This window comes from Amycolatopsis sp. H20-H5 (assembly GCF_035828755.1).
Lineage (GTDB): Bacteria > Actinomycetota > Actinomycetes > Mycobacteriales > Pseudonocardiaceae > Amycolatopsis.
Window position 1 is genome coordinate 46,272 of the sequence record NZ_JAYMZS010000006.1, and the last position, 22,891, is coordinate 69,162.

At 66.5% G+C, this 22,891-nt stretch carries 29 protein-coding genes and 1 tRNA gene; 18 read left to right on the forward strand and 12 right to left on the reverse strand.

Annotation, left to right across the window (positions count from 1 at the left end; all coding sequences use genetic code 11):
- The 5 genes from QMK34_RS04655 to QMK34_RS04675 are packed head-to-tail and all read right to left on the reverse strand — an operon-like array spanning position 1 to position 4,404.
- Positions 1-1,416: a sigma-70 family RNA polymerase sigma factor gene (locus tag QMK34_RS04655; protein ID WP_326411837.1), complete on the reverse strand. Its 1,416-nt coding sequence runs from the start codon at positions 1,414-1,416 to the stop codon at positions 1-3.
- Positions 1,413-1,619, reverse strand: a complete 207-nt coding sequence (locus tag QMK34_RS04660) for a hypothetical protein (RefSeq protein ID WP_326411839.1) — start codon at positions 1,617-1,619, stop codon at positions 1,413-1,415. Before QMK34_RS04660 ends, QMK34_RS04655 begins: the two co-directional genes overlap by 4 nt.
- Positions 1,616-1,993: an SsgA family sporulation/cell division regulator gene (locus QMK34_RS04665; RefSeq protein ID WP_326411841.1), complete on the reverse strand. Its 378-nt coding sequence runs from the start codon at positions 1,991-1,993 to the stop codon at positions 1,616-1,618. Before QMK34_RS04665 ends, QMK34_RS04660 begins: the two co-directional genes overlap by 4 nt.
- Positions 1,994-1,999: 6 nt before the next feature.
- Positions 2,000-4,123: a type IV secretory system conjugative DNA transfer family protein gene (locus QMK34_RS04670; protein WP_326411844.1), complete on the reverse strand. Its 2,124-nt coding sequence runs from the start codon at positions 4,121-4,123 to the stop codon at positions 2,000-2,002.
- On the reverse strand, positions 4,123-4,404 hold the full coding sequence (locus QMK34_RS04675) for a helix-turn-helix domain-containing protein (RefSeq protein ID WP_326411846.1): 282 nt from the start codon (positions 4,402-4,404) through the stop codon (positions 4,123-4,125). Before QMK34_RS04675 ends, QMK34_RS04670 begins: the two co-directional genes overlap by 1 nt.
- A gap of 273 nt (positions 4,405-4,677) precedes the next feature.
- On the opposite strand from QMK34_RS04675, the gene QMK34_RS04680 reads away from it, so the two are divergent.
- Both QMK34_RS04680 and QMK34_RS04685 read left to right on the forward strand, forming a co-directional pair.
- A complete protein-coding gene (locus QMK34_RS04680) occupies positions 4,678-5,520 on the forward strand; it encodes a GntR family transcriptional regulator (RefSeq protein ID WP_326411848.1) in 843 nt (280 codons plus the stop codon).
- A 44-nt stretch (positions 5,521-5,564) separates the two neighbouring features.
- Positions 5,565-6,185, forward strand: a complete 621-nt coding sequence (locus QMK34_RS04685) for an HAD family hydrolase (RefSeq protein WP_326411851.1) — start codon at positions 5,565-5,567, stop codon at positions 6,183-6,185.
- A gap of 20 nt (positions 6,186-6,205) precedes the next feature.
- Here QMK34_RS04685 and QMK34_RS04690 read toward each other — a convergent pair whose 3' ends face one another.
- The 4 genes from QMK34_RS04690 to QMK34_RS04705 all read right to left on the reverse strand — a co-directional run bounded on the left by QMK34_RS04690 (position 6,206) and on the right by QMK34_RS04705 (position 9,429).
- On the reverse strand, positions 6,206-8,308 hold the full coding sequence (locus tag QMK34_RS04690) for a tyrosine-type recombinase/integrase (RefSeq protein ID WP_326411854.1): 2,103 nt from the start codon (positions 8,306-8,308) through the stop codon (positions 6,206-6,208).
- Positions 8,309-8,393: 85 nt separating this feature from the next.
- Positions 8,394-8,466 (reverse strand) — tRNA-Ala (locus QMK34_RS04695).
- Between the two features lie 31 nt (positions 8,467-8,497).
- A complete protein-coding gene (locus QMK34_RS04700) occupies positions 8,498-8,689 on the reverse strand; it encodes a DLW-39 family protein (protein WP_326411857.1) in 192 nt (63 codons plus the stop codon).
- Positions 8,690-9,045: 356 nt separating this feature from the next.
- On the reverse strand, positions 9,046-9,429 hold the full coding sequence (locus QMK34_RS04705; protein ID WP_326411860.1) for a GNAT family N-acetyltransferase: 384 nt from the start codon (positions 9,427-9,429) through the stop codon (positions 9,046-9,048).
- Positions 9,430-10,471: 1,042 nt separating this feature from the next.
- On the opposite strand from QMK34_RS04705, the gene QMK34_RS04710 reads away from it, so the two are divergent.
- Positions 10,472-10,810, forward strand: a complete 339-nt coding sequence (locus QMK34_RS04710) for a hypothetical protein (protein WP_326411863.1) — start codon at positions 10,472-10,474, stop codon at positions 10,808-10,810.
- A gap of 326 nt (positions 10,811-11,136) precedes the next feature.
- On the opposite strand, the gene QMK34_RS04715 is transcribed toward QMK34_RS04710, so the two are convergent.
- From QMK34_RS04715 to QMK34_RS04725, 3 genes are all read right to left on the reverse strand, one after another.
- Positions 11,137-11,607 (reverse strand): hypothetical protein, encoded by a 471-nt coding sequence (locus tag QMK34_RS04715; RefSeq protein WP_326411864.1) that lies wholly within the window; start codon positions 11,605-11,607, stop codon positions 11,137-11,139.
- Positions 11,608-11,896: 289 nt separating this feature from the next.
- Positions 11,897-12,736 (reverse strand): glycosyltransferase, encoded by an 840-nt coding sequence (locus tag QMK34_RS04720; RefSeq protein ID WP_326411866.1) that lies wholly within the window; start codon positions 12,734-12,736, stop codon positions 11,897-11,899.
- Entirely contained in the window at positions 12,733-13,575 is an 843-nt protein-coding gene (locus QMK34_RS04725; protein ID WP_326411868.1) for a GntR family transcriptional regulator, read from the reverse strand. The genes QMK34_RS04720 and QMK34_RS04725 overlap by 4 nt, the downstream gene beginning before the upstream one ends.
- Positions 13,576-13,685: 110 nt before the next feature.
- Here QMK34_RS04725 and QMK34_RS04730 point away from each other — a divergent pair, with 110 nt between their 5' ends.
- The 15 genes from QMK34_RS04730 (at position 13,686) to QMK34_RS04800 (ending at position 22,841) form a co-directional block, all read left to right on the forward strand.
- Complete coding sequence (locus QMK34_RS04730) at positions 13,686-13,865, forward strand: hypothetical protein (protein WP_326411871.1); 180 nt, start codon at positions 13,686-13,688, stop codon at positions 13,863-13,865.
- Between the two features lie 42 nt (positions 13,866-13,907).
- Positions 13,908-14,285: a hypothetical protein gene (locus QMK34_RS04735; RefSeq protein WP_326411874.1), complete on the forward strand. Its 378-nt coding sequence runs from the start codon at positions 13,908-13,910 to the stop codon at positions 14,283-14,285.
- Positions 14,285-14,785, forward strand: coding sequence for a hypothetical protein (locus QMK34_RS04740; protein ID WP_326411877.1), 501 nt, complete (start codon positions 14,285-14,287; stop codon positions 14,783-14,785). The genes QMK34_RS04735 and QMK34_RS04740 overlap by 1 nt, the downstream gene beginning before the upstream one ends.
- A 50-nt stretch (positions 14,786-14,835) precedes the next feature.
- Positions 14,836-15,054 carry a hypothetical protein gene (locus QMK34_RS04745; protein ID WP_326411880.1) on the forward strand — a complete coding sequence of 73 codons (219 nt, stop codon included), beginning with the start codon at positions 14,836-14,838 and terminating at the stop codon, positions 15,052-15,054.
- Between the two features lie 152 nt (positions 15,055-15,206).
- A complete protein-coding gene (locus QMK34_RS04750) occupies positions 15,207-15,632 on the forward strand; it encodes an RRQRL motif-containing zinc-binding protein (protein ID WP_326411883.1) in 426 nt (141 codons plus the stop codon).
- Positions 15,629-15,781, forward strand: coding sequence for a hypothetical protein (locus QMK34_RS04755; RefSeq protein WP_326411886.1), 153 nt, complete (start codon positions 15,629-15,631; stop codon positions 15,779-15,781). The genes QMK34_RS04750 and QMK34_RS04755 overlap by 4 nt, the downstream gene beginning before the upstream one ends.
- On the forward strand, positions 15,778-15,999 hold the full coding sequence (locus QMK34_RS04760; protein ID WP_326411889.1) for a hypothetical protein: 222 nt from the start codon (positions 15,778-15,780) through the stop codon (positions 15,997-15,999). Before QMK34_RS04755 ends, QMK34_RS04760 begins: the two co-directional genes overlap by 4 nt.
- A 2-nt stretch (positions 16,000-16,001) precedes the next feature.
- On the forward strand, positions 16,002-16,238 hold the full coding sequence (locus QMK34_RS04765) for a hypothetical protein (protein WP_326411892.1): 237 nt from the start codon (positions 16,002-16,004) through the stop codon (positions 16,236-16,238).
- The gene (locus tag QMK34_RS04770; RefSeq protein ID WP_326411894.1) at positions 16,238-16,477 is read left to right on the forward strand and encodes a hypothetical protein; all 240 of its coding nucleotides are present in this window, start codon (positions 16,238-16,240) and stop codon (positions 16,475-16,477) included. Before QMK34_RS04765 ends, QMK34_RS04770 begins: the two co-directional genes overlap by 1 nt.
- Positions 16,474-16,761 carry a hypothetical protein gene (locus QMK34_RS04775; RefSeq protein WP_326411897.1) on the forward strand — a complete coding sequence of 96 codons (288 nt, stop codon included), beginning with the start codon at positions 16,474-16,476 and terminating at the stop codon, positions 16,759-16,761. The genes QMK34_RS04770 and QMK34_RS04775 overlap by 4 nt, the downstream gene beginning before the upstream one ends.
- Positions 16,758-17,876 carry a hypothetical protein gene (locus QMK34_RS04780; protein ID WP_326411900.1) on the forward strand — a complete coding sequence of 373 codons (1,119 nt, stop codon included), beginning with the start codon at positions 16,758-16,760 and terminating at the stop codon, positions 17,874-17,876. Before QMK34_RS04775 ends, QMK34_RS04780 begins: the two co-directional genes overlap by 4 nt.
- Positions 17,877-17,900: 24 nt before the next feature.
- On the forward strand, positions 17,901-20,072 hold the full coding sequence (locus QMK34_RS04785; protein WP_326411902.1) for a cell division protein FtsK: 2,172 nt from the start codon (positions 17,901-17,903) through the stop codon (positions 20,070-20,072).
- A 269-nt stretch (positions 20,073-20,341) separates the two neighbouring features.
- A complete protein-coding gene (locus QMK34_RS04790; protein WP_326411905.1) occupies positions 20,342-20,497 on the forward strand; it encodes a hypothetical protein in 156 nt (51 codons plus the stop codon).
- Between the two features lie 41 nt (positions 20,498-20,538).
- Complete coding sequence (locus QMK34_RS04795; protein ID WP_326411907.1) at positions 20,539-21,183, forward strand: HNH endonuclease family protein; 645 nt, start codon at positions 20,539-20,541, stop codon at positions 21,181-21,183.
- A gap of 107 nt (positions 21,184-21,290) precedes the next feature.
- Positions 21,291-22,841 (forward strand): hypothetical protein, encoded by a 1,551-nt coding sequence (locus tag QMK34_RS04800; RefSeq protein ID WP_326411910.1) that lies wholly within the window; start codon positions 21,291-21,293, stop codon positions 22,839-22,841.
- Positions 22,842-22,891 lie beyond the last annotated feature (50 nt).

Consider the following 22,891-nt stretch of genomic DNA (forward strand, 5'->3'; position numbering starts at 1 on the left):
TCACGACGCCAGCTCCAGCGCGCGCCGGTTCTCGCGGGCGTCCTCGTCCGTCTCGTCCTCGGCCTGCCAGCGGGACAGCTCCCGCGCCCGCTCCTGCTCGGCCCCCTCGACCCGCACGGGTTCCGGCCGTAGCTGCCGCACCGCCGCGGCGGCGGCCTGCAACGCGTCGTCGGTCCGTTGCCGCGACGCCTCCAGCGCCGACGCCGCCCGGTCCTGCGTTGGCTGCTCCGGCTCAGCCACGCGCGGCTGGGGAATCTCCGCCGCTGGCTCGGGCCGAACCGACGCCTCCGCCACGTCCTCGACGTCCTGGTCCTGGTCCTGGTGAGGGACCTTGTCCTGGGCGGTGGCCGCGTCATCGGTGTCCGCGCGTTGCTGGCGCGCGGCGCGCAGGCCGACCACGGCGGTGGTGCGCGAGACGCCGTCGACCAGCTGCGTCAGCTCATCCGGTGAGGGCAGCCGCCCGTTGCGGGCGTCGTACAGCCGAGCCGCCGCACACGCCAGCTCCTTCTTCGTGGCCGAGGACGACGACGTCACCCGCTCCAGCGTGTGTTCCGCGTCGGCGATCTCGGCGGCCGACCTCGGGGCAGGCTCGACCACCGCCGTCTCGGGCCGCCGGCCGTTGCGAATGGCGTAGACGTAGGAGTCATCGACTTTCACGCCGTGCTCTTTGAGCCAGGCCATCGCGCCGGTCGGGTTGTCGGTGCCAACGGTGCGTAACGCGGTCAGCACCGCGTCCTTCTTGCTCATCCCGGCCAGCGCCGACGTCGACACCGGAGCCACGTCCGCCAGCTCTGCCCGCAGCTTCTTCCGTGCTGCGACACAGTTCTGCACGACCGCCCCGGCGCTGGACCCCGCGACCTCGGCGGCTTGCTCCGCGGTCATCTCGTCGAGGTAGCGCAGCTGCATCCCGCGCCGCTGAGCGGGTGCCAGTTTCGCCAGCGCGTGCACCATCCGCGGCGACAGTGGGGTCGCTTCCCGGTCGCGCGCGTCCTGTACCGGGCCGGTGTGGATCGACTCCGACAGTGCCCGGCTGGCCGTGTCCCTCGCCGACAGCCGCTCGAACCGGTCCTTGCGGCCGTAGTCGGTCAAGGTCCAGCGGGCGACCCGCCCGCACAACCACGCCCCGACTTCAGTGGTGTCCGGGTTGAAGTCCTTCGTCATCTCCGGCACCCGCAGGAACGTCTCCTGCACCACGTCCTCAACATCAGTGGTGTCGACCATCCGCCGCTTGAGATACCGCTCGACCCGCTCCCGGCCGTGCCGATACAGCTGGCCCAACGCCTCGGAATCCCCGGCCTTGATCTGTGGCACCAACGCCGCCGCGTCGGATTCGCTGATCTCGCCGAGCCCGTCGGCGAACCCCCGCGCGTTGACCCGCCTCGTTGTGGCGCTGGCCGGTTCCTGGGGCCTGGTCACTGGGTCACCTCCACGAGGTCGAAACGGGTGTGCAGCTCGGTCCAATTGGCGTGGTGGCGTCCGTCGGCGGTGTGGTAGCTGCCCCGCGATCCGGGGATCCACTGCCGCATCAGGTGGTCACGCACCACGGGATGATCCGTCGGGTCGGGTTCGGCGCCGAGTCCGGCGACCAGCCACACCCGCGGGCGGATGGTGGTGCTCATGACGAGCTCACCCCCGGGAACTGCGCGAGGTCAGACCAGTCCAGGGCGTCGGACTCGGCACCCGGCCGTACGATCTGGTGCGTCAACGCCACCAGCACGGCGACGTCGTCACGGCGCAACACCGCCGTACCCACACCGTCCGGAGTGGACAGCCCGAGCACCACCAGATCACCGCGGGCGGTCACCCGCACGTCGCCGACCCCGGCCCGTCCGGTCACCAACGCCTCGGCCAGCACCTCCCGGCCCAGCAGCCACGTCACCGGCCCCGCGCCGTCGACCACGCGCATCGTCACCACGTACGGCGCGGTGGCGTCGTAAGAGAAGGTGGCCACCGTCTGACCGGCGCCGATCATCACCGCAAGATCCCTGCGCATCGCCGGTCACCGCCCCTCGTCGCGCTCGTCGGCGACGTCCGCCCCGGCCTCGGCCCACGTCGCGGCGTCGGCTTCCAACTCGGCGTCCAGCACCGCCAGCGGCTCCTCCGGCGGAGCGTCCCCACGCTCGACCATCACCGGCGCCGCGTCGCCGACGTCGAGCCGGACCACCTCGGCACGCACCATCGGCTCGGTGCGGTCCTGCACCGGCACCACCGCATCGGCACGGGCGGCCTTGCGGGTCGCGTACCAGTCCTCAAGCCGGACGATCCACGGTTCGACCTGATCGGCCAGGCCGTCGACGAACGCACCGAAGCGGGCCGCGATCTCGTCGCGCCGGTTGTCCCACCGCTGCGACGCCTCCGCCCACTGCCCGCGCAGCTCGGCGAGCCGCTCGCGGCGCTCCACGGCCTTCACGTCGCTCCGCTTCCACGCCATCTGGAGCTTTCCAATCGCGGCGGGCATCCCCCGGCGCACGATCACCGCGTGCAACTCCGGCAACTGCGCGATCTGCCCCGGCGAGAGCACCGGCACCCGCTGCGACGTCCGCCCCGTCACGTGACCGTCGGCGTCCTCGGACTCGACCATCTCGTGCCGGTCCGCTGTCAGCAGCGAATACGCCTGCAAGTCGTCCCCGTCACGGGCACCGGCGAGGATCAACACGGTCGCCGAGTTCGTCATGATCGCCGCGCATCCCGTGTCGCCCCACCGCTTGCGCAGCTGCGCACGGGACTGCGCACCAATGTGGATCGTGACGTTGCGACCACCCATGTCGGCGGTCCACAGGTCCAGCGGAACCGGCGACACCAATGCCGCCTCATCCAGCACCAACGTCAACGCCGGGTCCAACCGGCCACCCAGCGACTCCGACGCGATCCGGCGAGCCTCCCGCGCCAAGTGCGCCGTCAACGCCGCCACCAGCGGAGCGGTGTGACCCTCCTCAGCGCCGAGCAGGTACACCGTCGCTCGCGAGTCGAGCAGCTCCGCCACGTCAAACGCCCCACCCGTGGCCGCGGCGCGCGCGGTCGGGTCGGTCAGCCACGCCAGCGCGGGCATGATCGTCGTCGTGATCGACGACCTCGTCCGGTCGTTCGTCGTGAGGAACTGACGCGCCGTCTGCTCGAACGCGGGCTCCGAGCGCCGCAACAGCCGCAGCACCTCTTCCGCCGCACGCTCCGGATCGGCCACCCACGACTGGACGTCGCTCATCGCCAGCTCACCGATCGCGGCGGCGTGCATCAACGCCGCCAACGCGCGGCGGGCCTGCGTAACCCAGTGCTCCCGCTCGTCGCTGCCGCCCTCGCCCGGAAGCAAGTCACTCGCCCGGTGCGTCGCGGTCACCGGGTTCCCACACCCGGTCAGCGGATCGAACGTGATCGTCGAGGGCAGCTTCCCCAGCCCCGACGGGTTAAACACGTACGTCGGGCCGTGTTGCTCGCGCAGCTTCGCCGTCAAATCGATCAAGTCCGTACGGGTCGACGTGGCGATCACCGCGCCCGGCGCGTCAAGGATCCGGCACGCCAACTCCCCCGTCTTACCCGAACGCGGGCCACCGAACCGCAGCGTCACGTCCTCCACCGGCGACCAAACCCGCTGCCGCCCGACCCGCGCCAACGGCGTTGCATAGGTAAGGACCGGCACCCGGCGCCGCGTCCACCACATCTGCCGACGCAGCGACGGCTTCAACACCTTCGCCTTGCGGCGCATCGCCGACTTCGACGCCACCCGGAAGATCTGCCACCGCGACGCCACACCACCATTGCGACGCGACCGCCTCGACCACCGACCGATCAACCCCCGCGAACCACCCCGACCCCGCAAACCCACAAACGCCGCAACGGCCAGAACCGGACCGCCGAGAAACAAGCCCCACGGCCACACGTCGTAGCCCGGCGTCTCCACCGGCACCCAGCCCACGAACCACGCCGACAACCCCACCAGGCCCAGCGCGACCGTCACAATCCGCGCCGAATTGCCCTTCATCAACTCCGCCAGGCCGAATACGCCGGCCGCGACACCCGCGACCACGAACCACGGCCAGACCACCGCGACCTTCACGTGCCAGCCCGACAAGGCCACACCAATACCGATCAACACCGACGCCACCAGGGCAGACCCGAACGTCCTCATCAGGCCGCACCCCCAGCCGAGGCCGCCTGCCACGCCCCGACCCAGTCGGTGACGTCAACGCAGTTGCCCGCGCCGGTAGCAATGTCGAGCAGCTGCTCGACAGCCTTGGCCGGAACGACGTAGCGCCCCTGTCCCCCGCTTCGCCGCAGGCGGAGCGCCGGAAACGCGTCAGCGTGAATGAGCCGGTAGACGTACTCCTGCGACAGGCTAAGTAGCGCTGCGGCTTCTGGAACGGTGTAGGTCGGCACCCCGGCGGAGCGCTTGCGCAATGCGGTCTGCAAAGCGGCATCTCGTAGCAACTCCCGAGTCTGGGCACGACCTGCCCGAATCTCGTGTGTCGTACCTTGTTCTTGCATCTGGGTCTCCAAACATCCGGTGCGAGGCCCGGGTGGGGCGGCATCCCCGCCCGGGTCGCTTCGTTTTCAGCTGTCTCGCCACCGCCAACCTGTATAGCTTGGCTAGGCATGTTTGAAGATAGCCAGCATGGCTAGCCATGTCAAATGCTTGTCTAGGCTGGCTAGCCCGGTGGGGGGCAAGGTCGTACCCTGAGCTGCATGGAGTTGGACCCGGATGACCCTCGGCCGCCGTATCAACAGGTCGCTAATGCGCTGCGCGCAGCGATCCTGACGAAGACCTTCCAGCCAGGCGAGAAGCTGCCCTCCGGACTCGACCTGTCCCAGCAGTTCGGGGTCGCGCGCATGACGATCCAGACAGCTATTCGGCTACTTCGCGACGAAGGTCTCGTTGTCTCGCGTCAGGGCAGCGGCGTCTTCGTCCGCGAGCGAACTCAACGGCCTGTGGATCTGCGGAGCCATCTCGAACGTGCTTTCGGCGAACCTGAGGTAGCTGTCGACTTCGCGGGCTTCTCCGGCGAGACGCTGCATGGTGCGATCACTGAGCCGCTCGACAAAATCCGAGACGGCCGGCTGCGACCCGACTCGCTGACGGTGCGACTGCTGGTGCCCGACCCACGTCAACCGTGGACCTTGCCTGCCCGTGTTGATGACCTGAGCGACAGTCCCGCGTTTCGCGCCCGAGCAACCCGGATCATGGAGCGACACACGCTCGCGATCATTGACGCAGTGAACGAGTTGGCAGAACTTGGTCTCGTACCAAGTGCTCGGGCATTGGTTCGGGTCAATCCAGCCGTGCCACTGTTCAAGCTCTATTTGATCAACAGCAGTGAAGCTTTCTTCGGCTATTACCCGGTTCAAGAACACACGGTCACGCTCGACGGCGAACCGACTGCAATCTGGGATCTCATGGGTAAGGATGCAACCCTGTTCCACCACTCCGTCGACGGCGACGAAGACAGCCTTTCGACACGGTTTGTCCGCCAGTCGCACACGTGGTTCGAGTCGCTCTGGACGACTGTGGGGCGGGACTACCAATTATGATAAACACATCTGTAACAACCGTTCTAGCGCGCACAGCGAACGTCTTGCTCGACTTCGACGGCCCGGTCTGCTCTGTATTCAGCAACTTCAGTCCGCACGCCGTCGCGCGCGAACTTCGGGCCTGCCTCACGCTCGACACCGCACCTGAGACGAATGAGCCATTCGAACTCTTAAGGTATGTAGCCAGACATGAGCCGTCAGCTGCGGTTCGCGCAGAATCGGAACTGGCGCGACTGGAGACGGTCGCCGTTCGCACGGCCGTGCCGACCCCCGGGGCGGGAGCAGTGCTCCGGCACTTCGCTGCGTCCAGTCGCCCCGTCGTCATAGTGAGCAACAACTCAAGCAGTGCCGTTCGTGCCTACCTTTCACTACACGGCCTTGCTCACCTCGTGGCTGGCGTGTCGTCTCGAACAGGGCCGGAACCGGGTTTGCTCAAACCCCACCCCTACCTGCTCCAGCGCGCCGCCGAAATGGTTAGCGCCACCACTAACGATTGCCTGATGGTTGGCGACTCCGCCACGGACATCGAGGCGGCCCACGCTGCAGGCTCGCTATCCGTGGGCTACGCAAACAAACCGGGTAAACGTGAACGATTCAAGCGCCTGGGTGCCGACGCTATTATCGACACGATGCCCGAACTTTTGGGTACTTGCGCACCTACGTAAACCGTTCACGTTTGTCCGAATCAGACACGAGCCGCGACGGCGACGACGCCCCACGCCTCCGCACGAGAAACATCGACCTGAAGTCGGCGAGCTAGCTCACCGACTGGATGGCCAGACTTGAGCGCAAGCACTGCAGCGTCGTACTCACGATCGCCCGAAACCGCACGAGGGTCGATCAGCACTAGTCCGTGCTCGCCACGAAGCACGTTTCCCGACGAAGGGTCGCCGTGGCATAAGGCGTGCGACTCATCGGTGACTAGCTGTTCGAGAATCGGCAGCGCCCGATCGCGTTCCTGACTGCTCGCCGCTTCGACGCCTGGCGGTAAGTCCTGCTTGCCGCCATTCATCAGGCGGTCCCGCAACCAAGACGAGATCGGCGGGAATTCATGAGACTGAAGGGCACCCGCAAGCGGGCGAAGAACATTGGCTAGCTCGTCAAGCGACGCAGACTGACCAACTCTCGTTCCTGGTTGCACCTGGTCCATGACGGTCCATGTGCCGGACGCGGACTCTACGACTTGGTGCACAACTGGCCCCGCACCGAGCAAGGCGAGCCGCTGAGCAGCGCGCGCCTGGAGCGCGCCAGCAGGGTCCGGTGTCGACTTCATAATCAGTAAACCGGTGGCGGTTTCAACCGAAACGACCAGCCCGTATCGAGCGGTCATGACGTTCCGGGGCTGGGCTTGGTAGCTGCGGCACAACTCGGCAAACTCGTCATCTGTGGAAGAGACCCACTCCTCGCCGCGCTCCGCCCAGCGGGTGCAGACGGCGCGCGCAACGTCACGCGGAACGGCTACGGGCGTGTCGTTGAGAAGAACCGCTTCGTGCTGCGAGCTCGATCGCTTCGGGCGAGTCATTCGACCTCCAAGGATGTCGGCTGCTCGCCGATCGGCTTCGGCAACCCATGCGGCGTATACCCGCAACGTGGTAACACCACCGCCACCGTGGCCAAGACGGCCGGCCACGGTACGGATGTCGACACCAGCCAGGATGAGTTCCGTCGCTGAGTAGTGGCGGAGGGCATGCAGGTGGCTGTCAATCCCGATTGCTGCGCACATCCGCGCGTACCGGTGGGTCACACCTGACCTGTTGCATGGCTGGTCGTAGGTAGCGGCGTAGGAAAACAGGTACGCGTCCTGAGTCGGCTCGACCTCAAGCGCGCGCATTCGGACTTCGTAGTGCTCACGCAGGTCCCGGAGCACGTCAATCGTGGCGGCATCGAGCGAGACACGCCTGGGCTTGTCGTTCTTGGTTTCATGTACAGCCAAAATCCGGTTCGTGAACTCGACGTCCCGCCAGCGAATCCGCAGCAGCTCGCCGCGGCGTACCCCGGTCACCATGGTCAACCACACCAGCGTTCCCCAGTCCTCGTCTTGCTCCCACGCAGCAGCGATGATCCGGGAGGCCTGCTCCGGCGTCGGCGGCTTCGGGTCTGGCGCCGGCGGTCGCGGTTTACGTGCCACCTCTGCGGGGTTGACCTTTACCCATTCCCACCGAATCGCGGCGGCGAACGTCCCGCTGATCATGAAATGCAACTTGAGGACTGTCGCTTTCCCGAGAGGTCGGCAGACGTGCGGCGAGCACTGCCTGACAACACAGCCCTTCTCCCCGCAGTCGTGAGGCGGGTAGCCCTGGACCGGCGGTCGACCTGGTGGACGCTTGTGCTTCACCTCGCGGCACTCGTGCGGGCCGTCAATGCGGTGCTCAAGGAACGGCCTCCCATCACAGCGCGCGCGGCAGCGCAGGAGATCGGCATAGAACTCTTCGAGCATGCGTGCGCGGATCTTCGCAAGAGGCTCGTCGGCGAATACGGGATAGAGGTAGATGCGGGCGTACATCTCGTACGTCTCGCGGGTGTCATCAGCGAGTTCAGCGAGGCGCAGCCAGTCCTTCATCGCAACTCGGAAGGTTCCTTTGCTGCGGGCATGGCGTTCATCGTCGACCTCGGCGAGAAGCCGGGTCAGGATCCGCTCGGCTTCCTTCTCGTCGGTCGTCGACTCAGTGAGGTAGAGGCGTTTGCCGGTCAGCGGGTCGACCCCGGCGTAGACCTTGACGCGCAACGAATTGCCGCGGCGCTCGATCTCACCGCGTTTGCGTTCACTGCCAGCTGCCAGTTTGGCCACGGACTGATCTTACCCGCACCCACCATAGCTCCCATTGATCAAATTGGAGAGCGAGCGGAGCGGTAAAAGCACTGGTCGGACTATGTGGAGCTGAGGGGAATCGAACCCCTGACCCCCGCCTTGCAAAGGCGGTGCTCTACCAATTGAGCTACAGCCCCGGGTGCGGGCGGTGGTGCCGCCCGCGGAAACTCAGTTGTTGGCCGCGTCCGAAGAGCTGGCCTTGGCAGGCGCGCTGCCGTTGGTGGAGACGGCGCCGAGAGGACGCTCGGTCGGTGCGGTGGCCTCACGCCAGAGGTCGGCTTCGGCCTTCGCGGCCTTGTTGCGCTTGACGACGAACAAAACGCCGCCTGCGATGACTGCGAGTGCCAACAGCTTCTTCACGTGAAGCCCCCTCTTCTTTGACTTGCTCCGCGTACCCCGTGATGTTACTGCACGGCCGGAGGCGAGGGTTCCGGCCCCCGAAGCCCGTTCCACGTGGAACACCCGGGAATACCGAGCGCCCCCGCACGGTTACAGCCACTGGTCGGTTCGCCCATTGTGTCCCCCGGGCTCACCCCTTTGCCTTCGCGGAGTGCCGTTCGGCTGGAGCCGCGTAGCGCCTTTCGCCGAGAGGCGACCATGGCGCGTGCCGACCACCACACACCAGCCCTGCCGGACTTCTCTTCCCGGCAGGGCTGCTCTGTACCCGCCCATCGGTCCTGCGACTCAGGAGGGTTCACGCAGCTCAACCGGCACTTTCACGGGAGAGCACGCGTCAGCCAGACCACTTCACCCTTGCCGTTGTCCGGTACGACATGGTCCCGTTCGAAGCCCAGCTTCTCCAGCACACGCAACGACGGCGTGTTCCATACCCCCACCGTTGACCACAATCGCTTCCGCCCAGTCGCGATCGCCGCGTCGAGCACCGCGTGCGCCGCCTCCGTCGTCGCCCGGCCGATGATCAGCCCGCAGTATCCGATGAAGTCACCCTCGACGCGGCGGCAAACGGCCAACAACGCGATCCCTGTCTCCGCTGCCACCGCGAGCAGGTTCGCGATGCCCTCGCGGGCAGCCTCGACCGTCAACTCTCCATCATCCCGTTCAGCGACCAGAGCACTGCAATCATCAGCGTCGCTCTCCACCCCACCCCCAAACCCCCCCAACCCACCGCCCGTCACCAGGCGACGGGCGCAAGCCCGTACGCCAACCACGCTGGGTCAGCAACGTAAGGCACCGTGGGGGTCTGGGGGCTCGGCCCCCAGAGACAAAAAACACCCGCTCGTGTTCGCGCTTTCCGCGAACACGAGCGGGCTGAAGGGTGGGCCCACCAGGACTTGAACCTGGGACCCCTTCGTTATCAGGCCAAATTCAGGCTGCGTAGACCAGCAGCAACACACCGTGACCTCGGCCGCGGCGTCCGTGGAAGTCCACCCGAGTCCGCGCAGGCTTCTGTCGATTGTCACCCGGTTGGTCTCCCAGGCCACCGACGAAGGACGGCTGAGGCAGGGGGGTACACCTGTGCCACATAGAGAGCGTGGGGAGATCCCTGTCACCCCCAGCGTCACTCTCCTGTCATACCAATCTATGCAGGTCAGAGCCGGTTGAGTGACAGGGATGAAAGCCGAGACCAGACCCTTGGGTCACTCCGCCACGCCGCTACTGCCTCCGCACGATCACCAGCAGCAGTCGCTCAACGCGAGCGCGTTCCCCTACCGGGCATCGCCTACCTCGCAGAGCGAGCAATGCGCAAGTCGTAGCAGTCTAGAGGTGTACATGGGCGTGCATCACATGGTGTGCTGGACGTCCAGCTTGACTCCAACTACATAGAGTGTCAGCACTGATACGCTCCGTTGCGGATACTGCCGAAGAATTCACACTATCGATACACCCGATCGGGTGAACTAGGGCATACTTGAAACGAAACCCTACACCTTGCCCGACTTACCGCCGAAAGCAAGTGACGGAAGGTGGCCCGTTGGGCGGGAAGAAGGCGGACGTTGAAGAGCTGGTTAAGGCTCTCGAGAGTGACGGGTGGCGAGTGGAGCGAGGTCGGTACTACAAGTGCTACTGCTCTTGCGAGCTGAAGCACATAAAGGTCATCCACATCACACCGTCAGATCCTAACTACGTGCGCAACGCTAAGGGGCAGTTGAAACGAGCAACCTGCTGGAAGGGGGATGGACAGTGACCCGCTACTGGATCGAACTGGGCTTCCAGGTCAAGGCTGAATCTGGGGACCTTGAAGAGCACTTCCTAAGCCTGATGGACGCCCTGTTAGACGAACCAGGTGCCGTGGACCCGGACATCGCTGCTGAACTGGCGACGGGCAAGGTTCACGTCTCAACTGCGGTGGATGCCGATACTGACACAGCAGCGCTTGAGCGTGCCCTGCTGATCACACGGTCCGCTGTGCACAAGGCGGGCGGATTCACCCCCGACTGGCCGAAACCGGACGTTGGAGACTTCGTCGTAATCGACGGCTTTGACGCTCGCGTCCGTCCTACTGGACTCGCATCCTGCTGATCTACTGAGCAACGAGAAGGGCCTCCAGGTTGAAGTTCAACCTGGAGGCCCTTCTCGTTGCCCGTGGGAGGGGGGTTCCGGCTCCGTCACGTCGAGAGCTGCTCGGAGCGGGTCCGGCCTGAAGTTCGACGACGAAGATCAGCTGGAACAGGGGGCATCGACCTGTTTCAGCCGTAGTTACACCTGTGACATAGAGAGAGTGTGGGACGAGCCCCGTCACTCCTGGTGTCACTCCCCTGTCACTCGCATTTCCCCAGGTAAGCGCAGGTTGAGTGACAGAGTGACAGGTGTGACAGCTTGGACAGGTCCCCCATGTCACCCGCAAGTCAGAACCACCCGGTTTCCCGGTGGAGATCGGCGGCCCGCACTTCCTCGACGTAGCCGTTGGTGAACTCCACAGTGGCGAAGTCTCCACCGAACATTCCCGAGCGCGTTGCAGTCACCCGGCCTTCGGTGCCAGCCGGAACGGTGCGCACGATCGAGCCGCCAGCAGACATCCGATTCGTCACTCGATCGCCTTGCTCTATCCGGCGGGGGACGTCCTCAGTCCACCAGCGCCGCGGCTTGTCGACCGGAGCGTCGTCGCCGCGCCGAGTGACTTCGACGCGTCCCTTGCTCTCCTCTGCCGCCTCGGCCAGCCGAGCACGTCCATCAGACGCGCCCCCGTAGTGCGCTTCCATCCCGGCGAACTCATCGCTGACGGGCGCGTCGCCAGGCGTCCACGGAACGAAGTCTTCGCCCGCATCCCATCCCCCCGACTCGTAGGCACCGCCGTTGACTTCTGGCCGTCCACTCATAGATTTTCCTCCCCAAAGCAACCGGACTCGTCTAATGTGCAGGTTGAACGACTACGAACGCAAGAGGGGTGCTCCTACATGTCATCGTTTCGTCGACCGCCACAGTATGTGGTCATTCAGCAGCTGTCACCGCGTCGGCGGTGGATTCTTCCTCTCCTATTCGCGGTCGGCGGGTTCGTAGTCGGCGTAGGGCTAGGTTGGGGTTTCGGATTCAGCTTACTACTTGCGATCGCCGCAACCGTCTTGGTAACAGCAATTCGACCGCGCCCGCGCACCTAGCGGAAACATCCTAGGAATGATCGGTTTTCCACCACGGCAAACCGGAGTCATCCTTAGCCGCCGGGCCAACCTGAATAGGCTTTGGCACCTCGACCGCCGACAGGTCGACGCTTGTCTTTAGCCCAATGGCCCGAATTGCCTCTACCCGCTGAAGTGCAATTCGGCGACCGTCATTGCTGCGTTCGCGCCACGTCGCACTTTTGTGTGTCTGCCGTTCGTGAATTCGATACAGCCACGTAGTGGCCGGATCATTGAATCCGTCGACGCACTCAGAAAGCGCAGCGAACATAATGATGTCATCATCGACGGGCGCGCCACCCCAACCGCCAAAAGCACGAACGAGGTGCGTTCGCAACAGCAGGCCCGCGCAATGAATCGGCCAGTTCCCACCGTGTTCCATTGCCCAGGTGTTGACACTTCCCGCCGGTACAGGGCCGAATGGCAGCGCGGACTCGTAGGCACGCCGAGAACCGTCTGAAAGCAAGTCATCTGCCTGGCCGACTATCCAGTGAACTGACGGTTTGTCAAAGTGCGGGAGCAGCTGCAAGAGCGCACCGGGAAGCAGGACGTCATCGTGGTCTAGAACCTGCACCACGTCTCCCGTGGCCCTCGTGAGGGCAAGATTGCGGGTGGCCGCAATGCCAGTGTGCGCCCGGTTCGCTGCGTAGGAGATCTGAGGAAAGCCCGCGACGGTACCCGCCAGTCCCGGGACCTCGCCGTCCTCCTGTACTAGCCATTCCAAATCCCACCCGTCGGGCAACTCTTGCCCGACTACGCTTTTGACCGTCTCGGCAAAGTATTCGGCAAGCGGCGCGTAGGCCGCAGTGATGATCGAGATTCGGCGAGTCATTTGTTTTCGTCCCATCGCTTCAGTTGAGTTTCAAAGGTGAGCATCGTCCGGTCTGCGGGGTACTGGGCGTCACTTACTTCAACAACCCTGTCAGTCGTATCAATAGATATTCGGCGAACCAAAAGCAGGGGCGTACCTGTCGCCAGGTTCCATGTCTGCAATTCCACAGTCGTTGGCATAGCCGAAGTGACGTAGTCGACGACCTTGTCAACCTCGATACCGACCGTGTACAGCTGGTGCATCGTTCCACCGGGCCAAGCAGCGTATTCCGGATCGGATATCTTCGGGTTCTTGCTGATCACATCATGAAGAAGCCACGATATTGACGAGGCATCCAACGAACGCGTTTGCTTGTCGCGGTGCTTAAAATCGCGACGCAGAAGCGCCGTTCCCTCTTGAACACGAAACGCGTCCGCAAGGTCGGCGTCGGCGGCAACCATGGCGTAATTGGTTTCAAACTCAAAGCCGTCCAGCGACGAACCCATATCGTCCTCGGCAAGACCATGGTTCCGCCGAACCTCTTCCGGCTCACGCGTCAGGTCCTTTTCAGCCTGATGTCGGGCCGAGCTCCGTTCAACCCGACGCGCTGGCGGACGCACGGTCGGCGGGAGGCCGCGCCCGCCGATGACCAACCCCTGCTGCTTGAGCAGAGCGATGGCACCCCGGGCTGACGTCGACGAGCAGCTGTACATCTTCGTGAGCTCTTGCAGCGTCGGCAGCGAGTCGCCCGACCTGAGGGCACCTGTCTCAATCTTGATGCGGAGATCGTCCGCGATCTGTAGCGCGATCGGCTGATGCGCTGCGGTCCTTCGAGGCTCCATGTGCTCATCATAGGCCACTTTGTAAGTTTGTGCGCAAACCCCCTTGCGCTCTGAGTTCGTGACCATGTACGTTCCTCTCATCGGGTTTGCGCACAAACCCTCAAACCGACAAAGACAGGGTGATACCGATGGCGAAGACCCAGATCCCAGGCCTGAAGACCGGCAGTGGCCTGCTCCCGAAGCTCATCTTCACCTTGGTCGTCGCCGTGGTGCTCGTGATCGTCGTGAAGCACCCGGTCGACTCGGCGAACTTCCTGGTGAGCGCGGTCAGCGGCTTCGTGACGTTCGTCGATGGCTTGTCCAACTAGGCCCGTCCGTCACCCCTTCTTAACGACCGAGAGGAAGACCCAATGAGGTCCGCACACATCACCCGCCACACCGCCGAAGCCGCGTTCGATGGCTTCAACTCCGAGGACGTTTCCGCTGTTCAGGACGACGCGGCGAAGAGCTGGGAGCTTGCCGAGATCGAGCGGGACGGGGACCTGGACTCGCTCTACGAGCTGGCCGAGTCGGTCGAGATCGACCTGACCGCCGACGAGATCGCCGCTCGTGACGCGTTCCTCTACGACTTCACCGACCAGGTCCGGGCCACCCGTTCGCGTCGCCGAACCGGCCGCCGCGCTCTGGTCAACGCGCACTGGTCGGTCGCCGGAATGCAGGTGCAGGGCAAGACCGCGGCGGCGCGTCACCTGCTGGTCACGGACACCACGGGCAGCGAGGCCGCGTGATGGCAAACCACGGCCGCACGGTTCGCGGGCTGGCGTTGTTCGCCGCGCTGCAAGCCACGTTCGCTGACGTCCACCCGGTGTGTGACCAGTGGGTGCAGAGCTCCGCTGACGCGATCGGCAAGGGACAGCCCGGCAGGGACGGCGCGAAGCACTGCGCCCGCCACGTCGCGACCTACACAGCCGGTCAGGTCGGCGCGGCAGTCATGGTGACCCGGGTGCTGGGCTACCGGATGCCGCTGCGGGCGCTGGCCGCGGGGGCGGCCATCAACGCGGTCACGCACTACGTGATCGATCGGCGCGAGCCGCTCAAGTCCGCGGCCCGCACGTTCGGCAAGGGCGGCTACCTCGACCACGCCACGGTGCAACGTCGCGAAGGCGTGGTCGACGAGTCCGGGCCCGGTACCGCGCTGATGGAGCTCGACCAGGCCGCTCACCGCCTGGTCGGCGTGTTCGCCTCCCTGACCACCGCATGGCTGGCCGTGCGAGCAAGCACCCGCTAGCCCCGTCCAGCCGAAACCGCCACCGCACCACACCTTCGAAGGGATCTTCCGTGAAGTACAGCCAGTTTTCCGAGGTTCTGATCAACGCCGCCGCCGAGAAGCTCAACGTCCGCCCAGTGCTCGCCGCCGCCGCGGTGAAGGCGATTGCCAGCTGGCACAGCGAGGGCAAGACGACTCCCGAGATCGCCGCCCGGGTCCGGGCCGTGCTGGGACGCGACAACCCTGCCGGGAAGACCGCGTTCGTCAACTTCGTCATCTGCGGTTTGTAGCGCCGCCCCGGCCCGGCGGTCCCATCCCGCCAGGAACAGCCCCACCGGACCGGGTCACTCCCTCGCCACCCGTAAGCGACGACAACAGGAAGGTCCACCATGTTAAGCCCACAGAACGGCGCGGCACCGACCACGCCACGGGGTGAAGTCCGATGAACCCCCGCAAGGTCAAGTTGCAGACCACCACCCTGTTCGACGGCCACACCCACCACATCGTCGAGTGCCGCGGGTTCCGCGATGGACTGGCGGTCTTCGGGTGGAACGAAGCTCCCGAGATGCTGCTGACCACCAAGCAGCTGCACGCCGAGGGACTGTGTCGCAATCGCCAGGACCCGGCGGCGTTGCTGGTGTTCCGCCACCACAGGCCCTACAGCCGCGAGACCGTCAGCGAGCTGTTCTGGCGCGACCTGGCCGCACCGAGCGTTCCCCGGTCCCCGTTGCAGGTGCTGTCTCTGGTGTCCGCGCGCCGCGCGCTCCGGGTGTGCGTGACCTGCACCGAAGAGCAGACCTACCGCGTGCCGACCTCGACCCACCAGTGCTGGGCCTGCTTCGACCTCGACCTTGAGGCGGCGGCATGAGCGCCACGCCGACCGCTCGCCCGGCGCACTCGCGCACCGAACCGTCGTGGGCGCTGCACGAGTCCGTCACCACCGACCACGCCCGCCTGCTTCGCCCCACCCGCCAGACCCCGAAGACCGCCAGCCCCCGGAAGGGACAGACGCGATGACCGTGCCCCGGACCTACCCGCTGCCCGCCCCGGACAACGACCCGCGGTTCACCTTTGGCCTGCTGCTCGACGTGGCCGACGTGCTGGCCCGCCGCGGCTACCCGATGGTCACCGGCCTGGACCTGGTCGAGCTGCGACAGACGCTGTTCCGGTTCCTGTACCTCGCCGACGACACCGAGCCGACCGACGTCAAGCCCGTCACTGGAGAGGTGTGCTGACCATGACCACAGGACCGATGCACTACCGCGCCGCCGTGATGCTGCTGCGGGAATGCACGAACGCCGAGGGCTTGATCTACGCCGACTCCTACGAGTACCTCCTCGCCGCACAGGTGCACGCCTCGCTGGCACTGACCGCGGCCACGATCCACGCCGGGAAGGTCGGCGTGACCGCCACCGCCCCGGAGATGGCCGAGTGGGACAAGGCGCTCACCCCGCCGAAACGGGGGCAGCGCTGATGTCCACCTTCGACGTGTTGCAGCGCTACGGCACGGCCGCGCTGCTCAAGTTCGCCGGGGCGGTCGCGCTGTTCCTGATCCTGCACCTGGTCCGTATCCCGCTCGTGCTGATCGCTCGGGTGCTGGAAGGGGTCATGCACCGGGTGGACAGCTACGCCACCCGCCAGGCCACCCGCCCGCCGCAACACCCGATCAACCACTACTTTGCCTACCCCGCAACGGAAGGGAGCACCTCATGAACGTCACCAGTGAGAAGCGGACCCGCACCGAGCAGGCCGTGACGTGGGCGACGTGGCACCTCGCCGAGATTGCCGGCATAACCGGGCCCGCGGTTCTCGCGGTCACCGTGACGCACTGGTTCGCGCTGGTCTCGGCCGTGGTGGGTGCCCGGTGGGCGCTGCACGAGTACCGCGAGCACCGCGACCAGGTCACGTTGCACGACAAGGCCGCCGCACAGCGGCTCCTGATCAGCACCGCCCCGGCCGGGCGGATCGAGCAAGACGAAACGAGGGAGGGCGCATGAGCTGGGCAGAGGAACGACGTGCGAACAAGGTCGTCGACGCCGAACAGGCCCGGTTCGACGCCGAGGCCGCCACCGAGCGCCGGATCCGCGAACGCGGTGCCTATCTCGCCGACCAGCGGACCGACCGCGACACCGCCGACACCAAGCGGACCGCGAGCCGCGACGCCCGCCGCACCCGGCGGACCGCTCAGCGGGTCAAGCTCGGGGCGTGGTTGTCCGCGCACAGGGTGGACCTGCCGATCTACCTGCTGGCGGTCGCGTCGGGTGTGATGGCGGTTCCGTCGATGGCGGCCTACGGGTTCGCCGTCTACGGCAACGCCACCGGCGCGGTCTTGCCGGTGCTCTCGGAGCTGGGCATGTGGGCGTTCGCGCTGGCGGTGCAGGTCACTCGCAAGTCCAGCCCGGATCGGCCGGTGTGGGCGTTGCAGACCGGGGTGTGGACCTTCGCCGGGGTCGCGTTCGGCCTCAACGTCCTGCACGGCCTCGACCGGGGCATCGACGCTGCGGTGGTCATGGGTGTCGCGTCGGTCGCCGGGGTGATCGCTCATCAGCTCGCCGTCGCCGCGCCGCGCCGATCGGCGACCGAGCGTGCCGCCTCCCGGATCGATCGCCGGGTGCTGCGCAAGACCTCACGCATCCAGGTCGCCGCGGTGCGGCACGCGGTCGCCGAGATCGACGCGACCGGCACGGCCACGCTCGTGTTCGCCGCCGGTCGCTACGTCCTGGACCGTCGCGGACGGCTCACCGAAGCCGTCGAGTCCCGCTCGCCGGTCGATCCGGCGGACCGGATCGCCGAGCAGCTCGCCGAGGAAGCCGCGGCGTGGCTGGCCACCCAGGACCGGCCCGGCCCGTCCACCCTCGACCCGGCAGGCGACTCCGGGGCGGTCGCGACCCTCGACTCTGCTCCTGACCTGCGGGAGTCGACCCCCAACCCCGACCGGGTGCGGACACCGAAAACGCGGTCGTTCGACCAGCTGTGGACCGACTTCCAGGCCGCGTTGCTCGACCCGTCCGGCGCGATGGACCCGACGTCGGCGGTGTCGATCCGCAAGACCCTCCACTGCTCCGCCGCCCGCGCCCGGCAGCTGCGAGACGACTACCGCGCCAACCGCTGATCACCACCGGAAAGGACCCCGACCGTGGACACGACCGACAACACGCGCGGTGCCGAACTGGCCACCGTTCACCACCTCAACGCCCGCGCCGACGACGGCGAGGTGATCGAGGGCGAGCTGATCTCGGACGAGGAATACCAGCGGCGCACCTCGCAGAAAGCCCGCGCCCTGGCCCGCTACGACGCGTACAAGCACGACGTCGTCACCGTTGCCCGGGTCACCAAGTCGGTAGCGACCCACGACCGCACCAAGGTCGTGCTGAACCACGGCCTGACCGTGGTGCAGGGCATCGCGTCGTGGCGGGCGAAGGCGTGGGACGCCTCGACCATGGGCATCTACCAGCGTCAGATCAAAGCGGCTGAAGCCCTGGGCGACCGGGTGGCGGTCGCGGAGTGGACCGACCGCAAGGAGCAGGCAAAAGAACGTCGGCACCAGCGGCTGATGGACATGCCGACGCTGGTATGGCGGCTGGTCAAGACCGGTCTGCTCACCCTCGCGGTGTGCGTCGTGCTGGTCCTGCTGCTCGGGCTGTTCGTCCAGCTGTCCGGCGCGGGTGCGTTCACCGCGGTCGTCGGCGGCGTGATGGACGCGCTCAAGTGGGTGTTCACCGCCATCGCGTGGACCTGGACCCCGTTCATCGTGTCCGCGCCGTACGTCGTGAGCACCGGCCTGCTGCTGGGGGCGTGGCGTGAAGGTCGCAAGCACGGCCGGTCTCCGGGGTGGCTGGCCACGTCGTCTGACGGCGGGATCGACGCCTCGATCGACGAGACGACGATCGCCGCGGCGCTCAACGCGCTGCGCATTCCGCAGATCACCGCCTACCTCAAGCAGGGATTGCCGTTGCAGTTCCTCACCCCGGCGCGGATCGACGGGCGCGGCACGCACGCCGTGGTGCGTCTGCCTGCGGGGGTGACCGCCGAGAAGATCGCCCGCCGTCGCGGGGACCTGGCCACCGGCTTGCACCGGCTGGCCAAGGAAGTGTGGCCGACCACCGGAAGTGAGGCAGGGATCTTGGACATCTGGGTTGCTGACAAGGGCGCGCTCGCCGAGGGCGCGGGAGAGTATCCGCTGCTCGACGACGGCGTGGTGGACGTGTTCAAGGGCGTTCCGTTCGGGAAAACCCTGCGAGGACAGCCGATCGACGCGCCGCTGATGGAACGCAACACCATCTGCGGTGGCATGCCTGGTCAGGGGAAGTCGTCGGCGGCGCGGGTCATCATGGCCGGTGCCGCGCTCGACCCGACCGCGGAACTGCGGATCTGGGTGCCGGACGCGAACTTCGACTTCGAGGTGTTCGCGCCGCGCTGCTCCCGCTACGTCATGGGTGCCGAGGATGAGAAGATCGCCGAGATCCTCGATGACTTGCAGGCGCTGCACGCCGAGGTGCAGGCGCGTGGTGAACTGCTGGTCAAGTTCGAGATTCCCTCTGTCACCAGGGAATTCGCGAGCAAGAACGTCGGTCTGCACCCGCTGGTGTGCCTACTGGAAGAGGCGCACGTCGCGATTCAGCACCCGGTGTACGGCAAGGAAATCGCGAAGCTGCTCGTCGACATTGTCCGGTTGGGACGCAAGCGCGCCATCCACCTGATCGTGTCCACTCAGGCCCCTACGAAGGACTCCATGCCTAGGGACGTGACACGCAACTGTTCCAACGGCATCGCGTTCGCCGTGGGTGACCACGTCGCCAACGACGGGCTTCTCGGACAGGGTGCCTACGCCGCCGGACACCGCGCGACCGAGCTGATTCCCGGCACTGACAAGGGAACCGCGGTCTGCAAGGGACTGTCCGGGGAACGGTCGGACATCGTGCAAGTCTACTTCCTCAACGTCGCGTCCGACAACGACCAGGTCACCCCGATCATCGATCGTGCGATGACCGCGGTGACCGAGCGCGGCGCACTGCCCGGCGGCACCAAGGCCGCCCCGGCGATCGAGGCGGCGCGGGACCTGCTCGACGACCTTGACGAGGTCCTCGGCGAGGACGCGATCGGCGCGGCGAAGGTCGCACCGCTGCTCTCCGCGCTCGCTCCGACCTGGCCGCCGTACCGGGGGCTCACCGGAACGAAACTGGTCGCCGATCTCGCCAAGATCGGCGTGAAGGTCCCGAGCTCGCAGAACCGCTACCTGGTCGATCCGGTCACAATCCGTGAAGCTCTCGCCCGGCAGGCGACCACGGACCTCGACGCCGACGACTGACCGAGTTAGGTCGATCCCGCGCCACCGAAACACCCTCGTTTCGGAGTGAATTCCGCGCCACGCGGGACCGACCTAACCACCTAACCGATCTAACTCGTCGCTGGCCAGCGACTTGCCGACGATCTAGCCGGTCAGGTTAGGAACCTAACCCGGTTTTCGCGGCCTAACCGCCGATCTAACCCGCCCCACGGCACTCGCGCCGAGTGGTCGTGACGGTACCCCCATGCCCAAAACAGCCACACAAAGTAACCAACCGAGAGGTCCGCGAGATGGCGAAGGCACTGATTCACGACGGCACCAAGTCCTGGTGGAACGGCAAGGTCACCACCTTGTGCGGGCTCGTGTTCGAGTCGGGCAACAGCGAACGCCTGATCTTCACCGGCGTCTCCTGCCCGGTCTGCAAGGCGATCAAGAAGGCCAAGTAATCCCCCGTCCCGCCATCCCCTGCCGACAAGGAGTCATGTCGATGACCACCCGCATCCTGATCGCCGCCGCGCTGGCCGCGCTCGCCCTGACCACCGCCGCCTGCAACGTCCCGAGCTCGACAGCCAGCCCGGCCGCGGGCGGCAGTACCACCGACGTGCAGGCCGCGGTCCGCGCGCTTCACGGGCTGGCCGTGAAGCCGGAAGACACCGGGGCGCACTACAACCGTGACGACTGGCCGCACTGGTCGATCCGTTCCGGACAGTGCGACGCCCGCGAGGACACCCTGAAGCGCCAAGGGAAAGGCGTCACGACCCGCGCGCGGTGCACGGTCACCGGCGGCACGTGGGTGTCTCGCTACGACGGGGTGACCGTGACCGACCCCAAGGCGATCGACATCGACCACATGGTGCCGCTCGCCGAGGTCGCCCGTTCCGGCAGTCGCGAGTGGACCCGCGCTCAGCGGGAGCACTACGCCAACGATCCGGCCGTGCTGGTCGCCGTCACGGCGAAGTCCAACCGGTCCAAGGGCGACCAGGATCCCGCGAAGTGGCTGCCCGGCAAGGATCGGTGCGGGTACGTCGCTCAGTGGGTCGCCGTGAAGTCGACGTACCACCTCACGATCGGCCCGGCGGAGCGGGACGCGATGGCCGCGGTGCTGGGCCACTGTGGAACGGAGGCACGGTGATGTGCCGGGCCCTCGGCGAGGGTGGGCGGCGCTGCACCGGCGGCGGTTTCAGCCACACCCGCGCGAATCAGACCGCCCGACAACGCCTGTCGCGAGCCTGCCGCGCCTTGACCAACGCCGACACCGCCGGTGATCCGGACGCGGTGGCCGCGCTAGAGCAGCGGGTGCTCGACGCCCGCGCCGCCGTCGCGGCCACCCGGCCCGCCGAGTGCACCACCCGGCCGCCGTCGATGGTGCCGGACGGCGACCCGGTCGAGATCAAGAACCTGGGTGGGCAGAGCGCCGGAGCGAAGCTCCTGACCTACGCGGATGGCACGAAGCTGGTCTACAAGAACGCCGCCGCGCTGGGCGAAGGCGCGAACACCACCGACCCGGTCGCCGCGACCGACGCCGAGGAACTGGGAGCGGCGGTGCTCGCCGCGCTGGGACTGCCCTGCGCCGCGGTGGAGCGGACCGGGGAGACCGAGCTGCACATCGAGTACATCCAGGGCTACACCGGCAACACGTTCATCGACGCAGACAAGGTCGTCGATCCGGACTTTCTCGACCGCAACCAAGGCCGGTTGCTCGGTCTCGCTGACCACGTCATGGCCAACCACGACCGGCACGGGGGCAATTGGATGTGGACCCAGGACGAGAACGTCATCGGCATCGACCACGGCGGTGCCTTCCACGACGACCGGCCGGTGTCCGGCAGCGTGTTCGCGCACGCTCTGTATGAGCAGGTCGACGACGAGGGATACGAGTGGAAACTCGCCCCCTGCAACGACTTCACCACCGCAGACACGACCGAAGCACGCCACCGGCTCGACGAACTACGACCCGAGTTCGAGCGGACCGGGCGCGGTGACTGGCACACCGCCATGATGCGCCGCCTCGGCGAGGTCGAACAGGCCGCCGCCGGAACCCGCAACCGGCTCGCCCCCAAGGCACAGGGGGACGTGACAACCCCCGATAACGCGAGCAGCTGGCCGACAGCAGACCACGACAGCCCCGGCGGCTGGCCCGGCACCGACCAGGACGCCACGGCCGACAGCTGGCCCGACCCAGCAAGCGACACCGAGCGCCCCAAATCGAACACTCAGTCCAGAAAGGACACCCCGATGGCTACCAACAATCCGACACCGGAGCAGCCCGCCGACGCCGCACCCAAGTCCGCCGCGGAACAGATCATGGACGCGTTCGCACAGGCCAACGAGCGCAAGCGACAGCGGGAGTCCGCGCCGCGGACGTCGACCGAGGACCCGAGCACCGGAAATCCGCCGCCGCGGAAGCAGTCGCAAGTCAATCGCCAGGACTGGCCCGGGATCAGCAACGTCAACTACGCCGAGCCCGGGGCAACCGTCGGGATCCAAGCCGCCGTGGTCAACGGAGCCACCGTCGTGATGAACGGAAACACCGTGTCGACCACCGGCCTGCGCGAGGCCGGTGACGCTGGCCTCGACGAGAAGACCCGCCGCACCATCGAACGGGCCAAGGCCGCCGCCGCCAACGCCCGAGCGCAAGTGGCCGCCGGTAAGGCGACCACGCACTACGCCGACGGCGACTCGATCACCACCACCGACGAAAACGGCAACACCACCGTCACCAACGTCGCCAGCGGCAATGACCGCGTCGCGTTCCAGGTCGGCATTCAGTTCGGCACGCCCCGCCGCTAGCACCGCCCCGCACCTGCTCACAGCGGGGACGTGACACCCACACCGCCAGC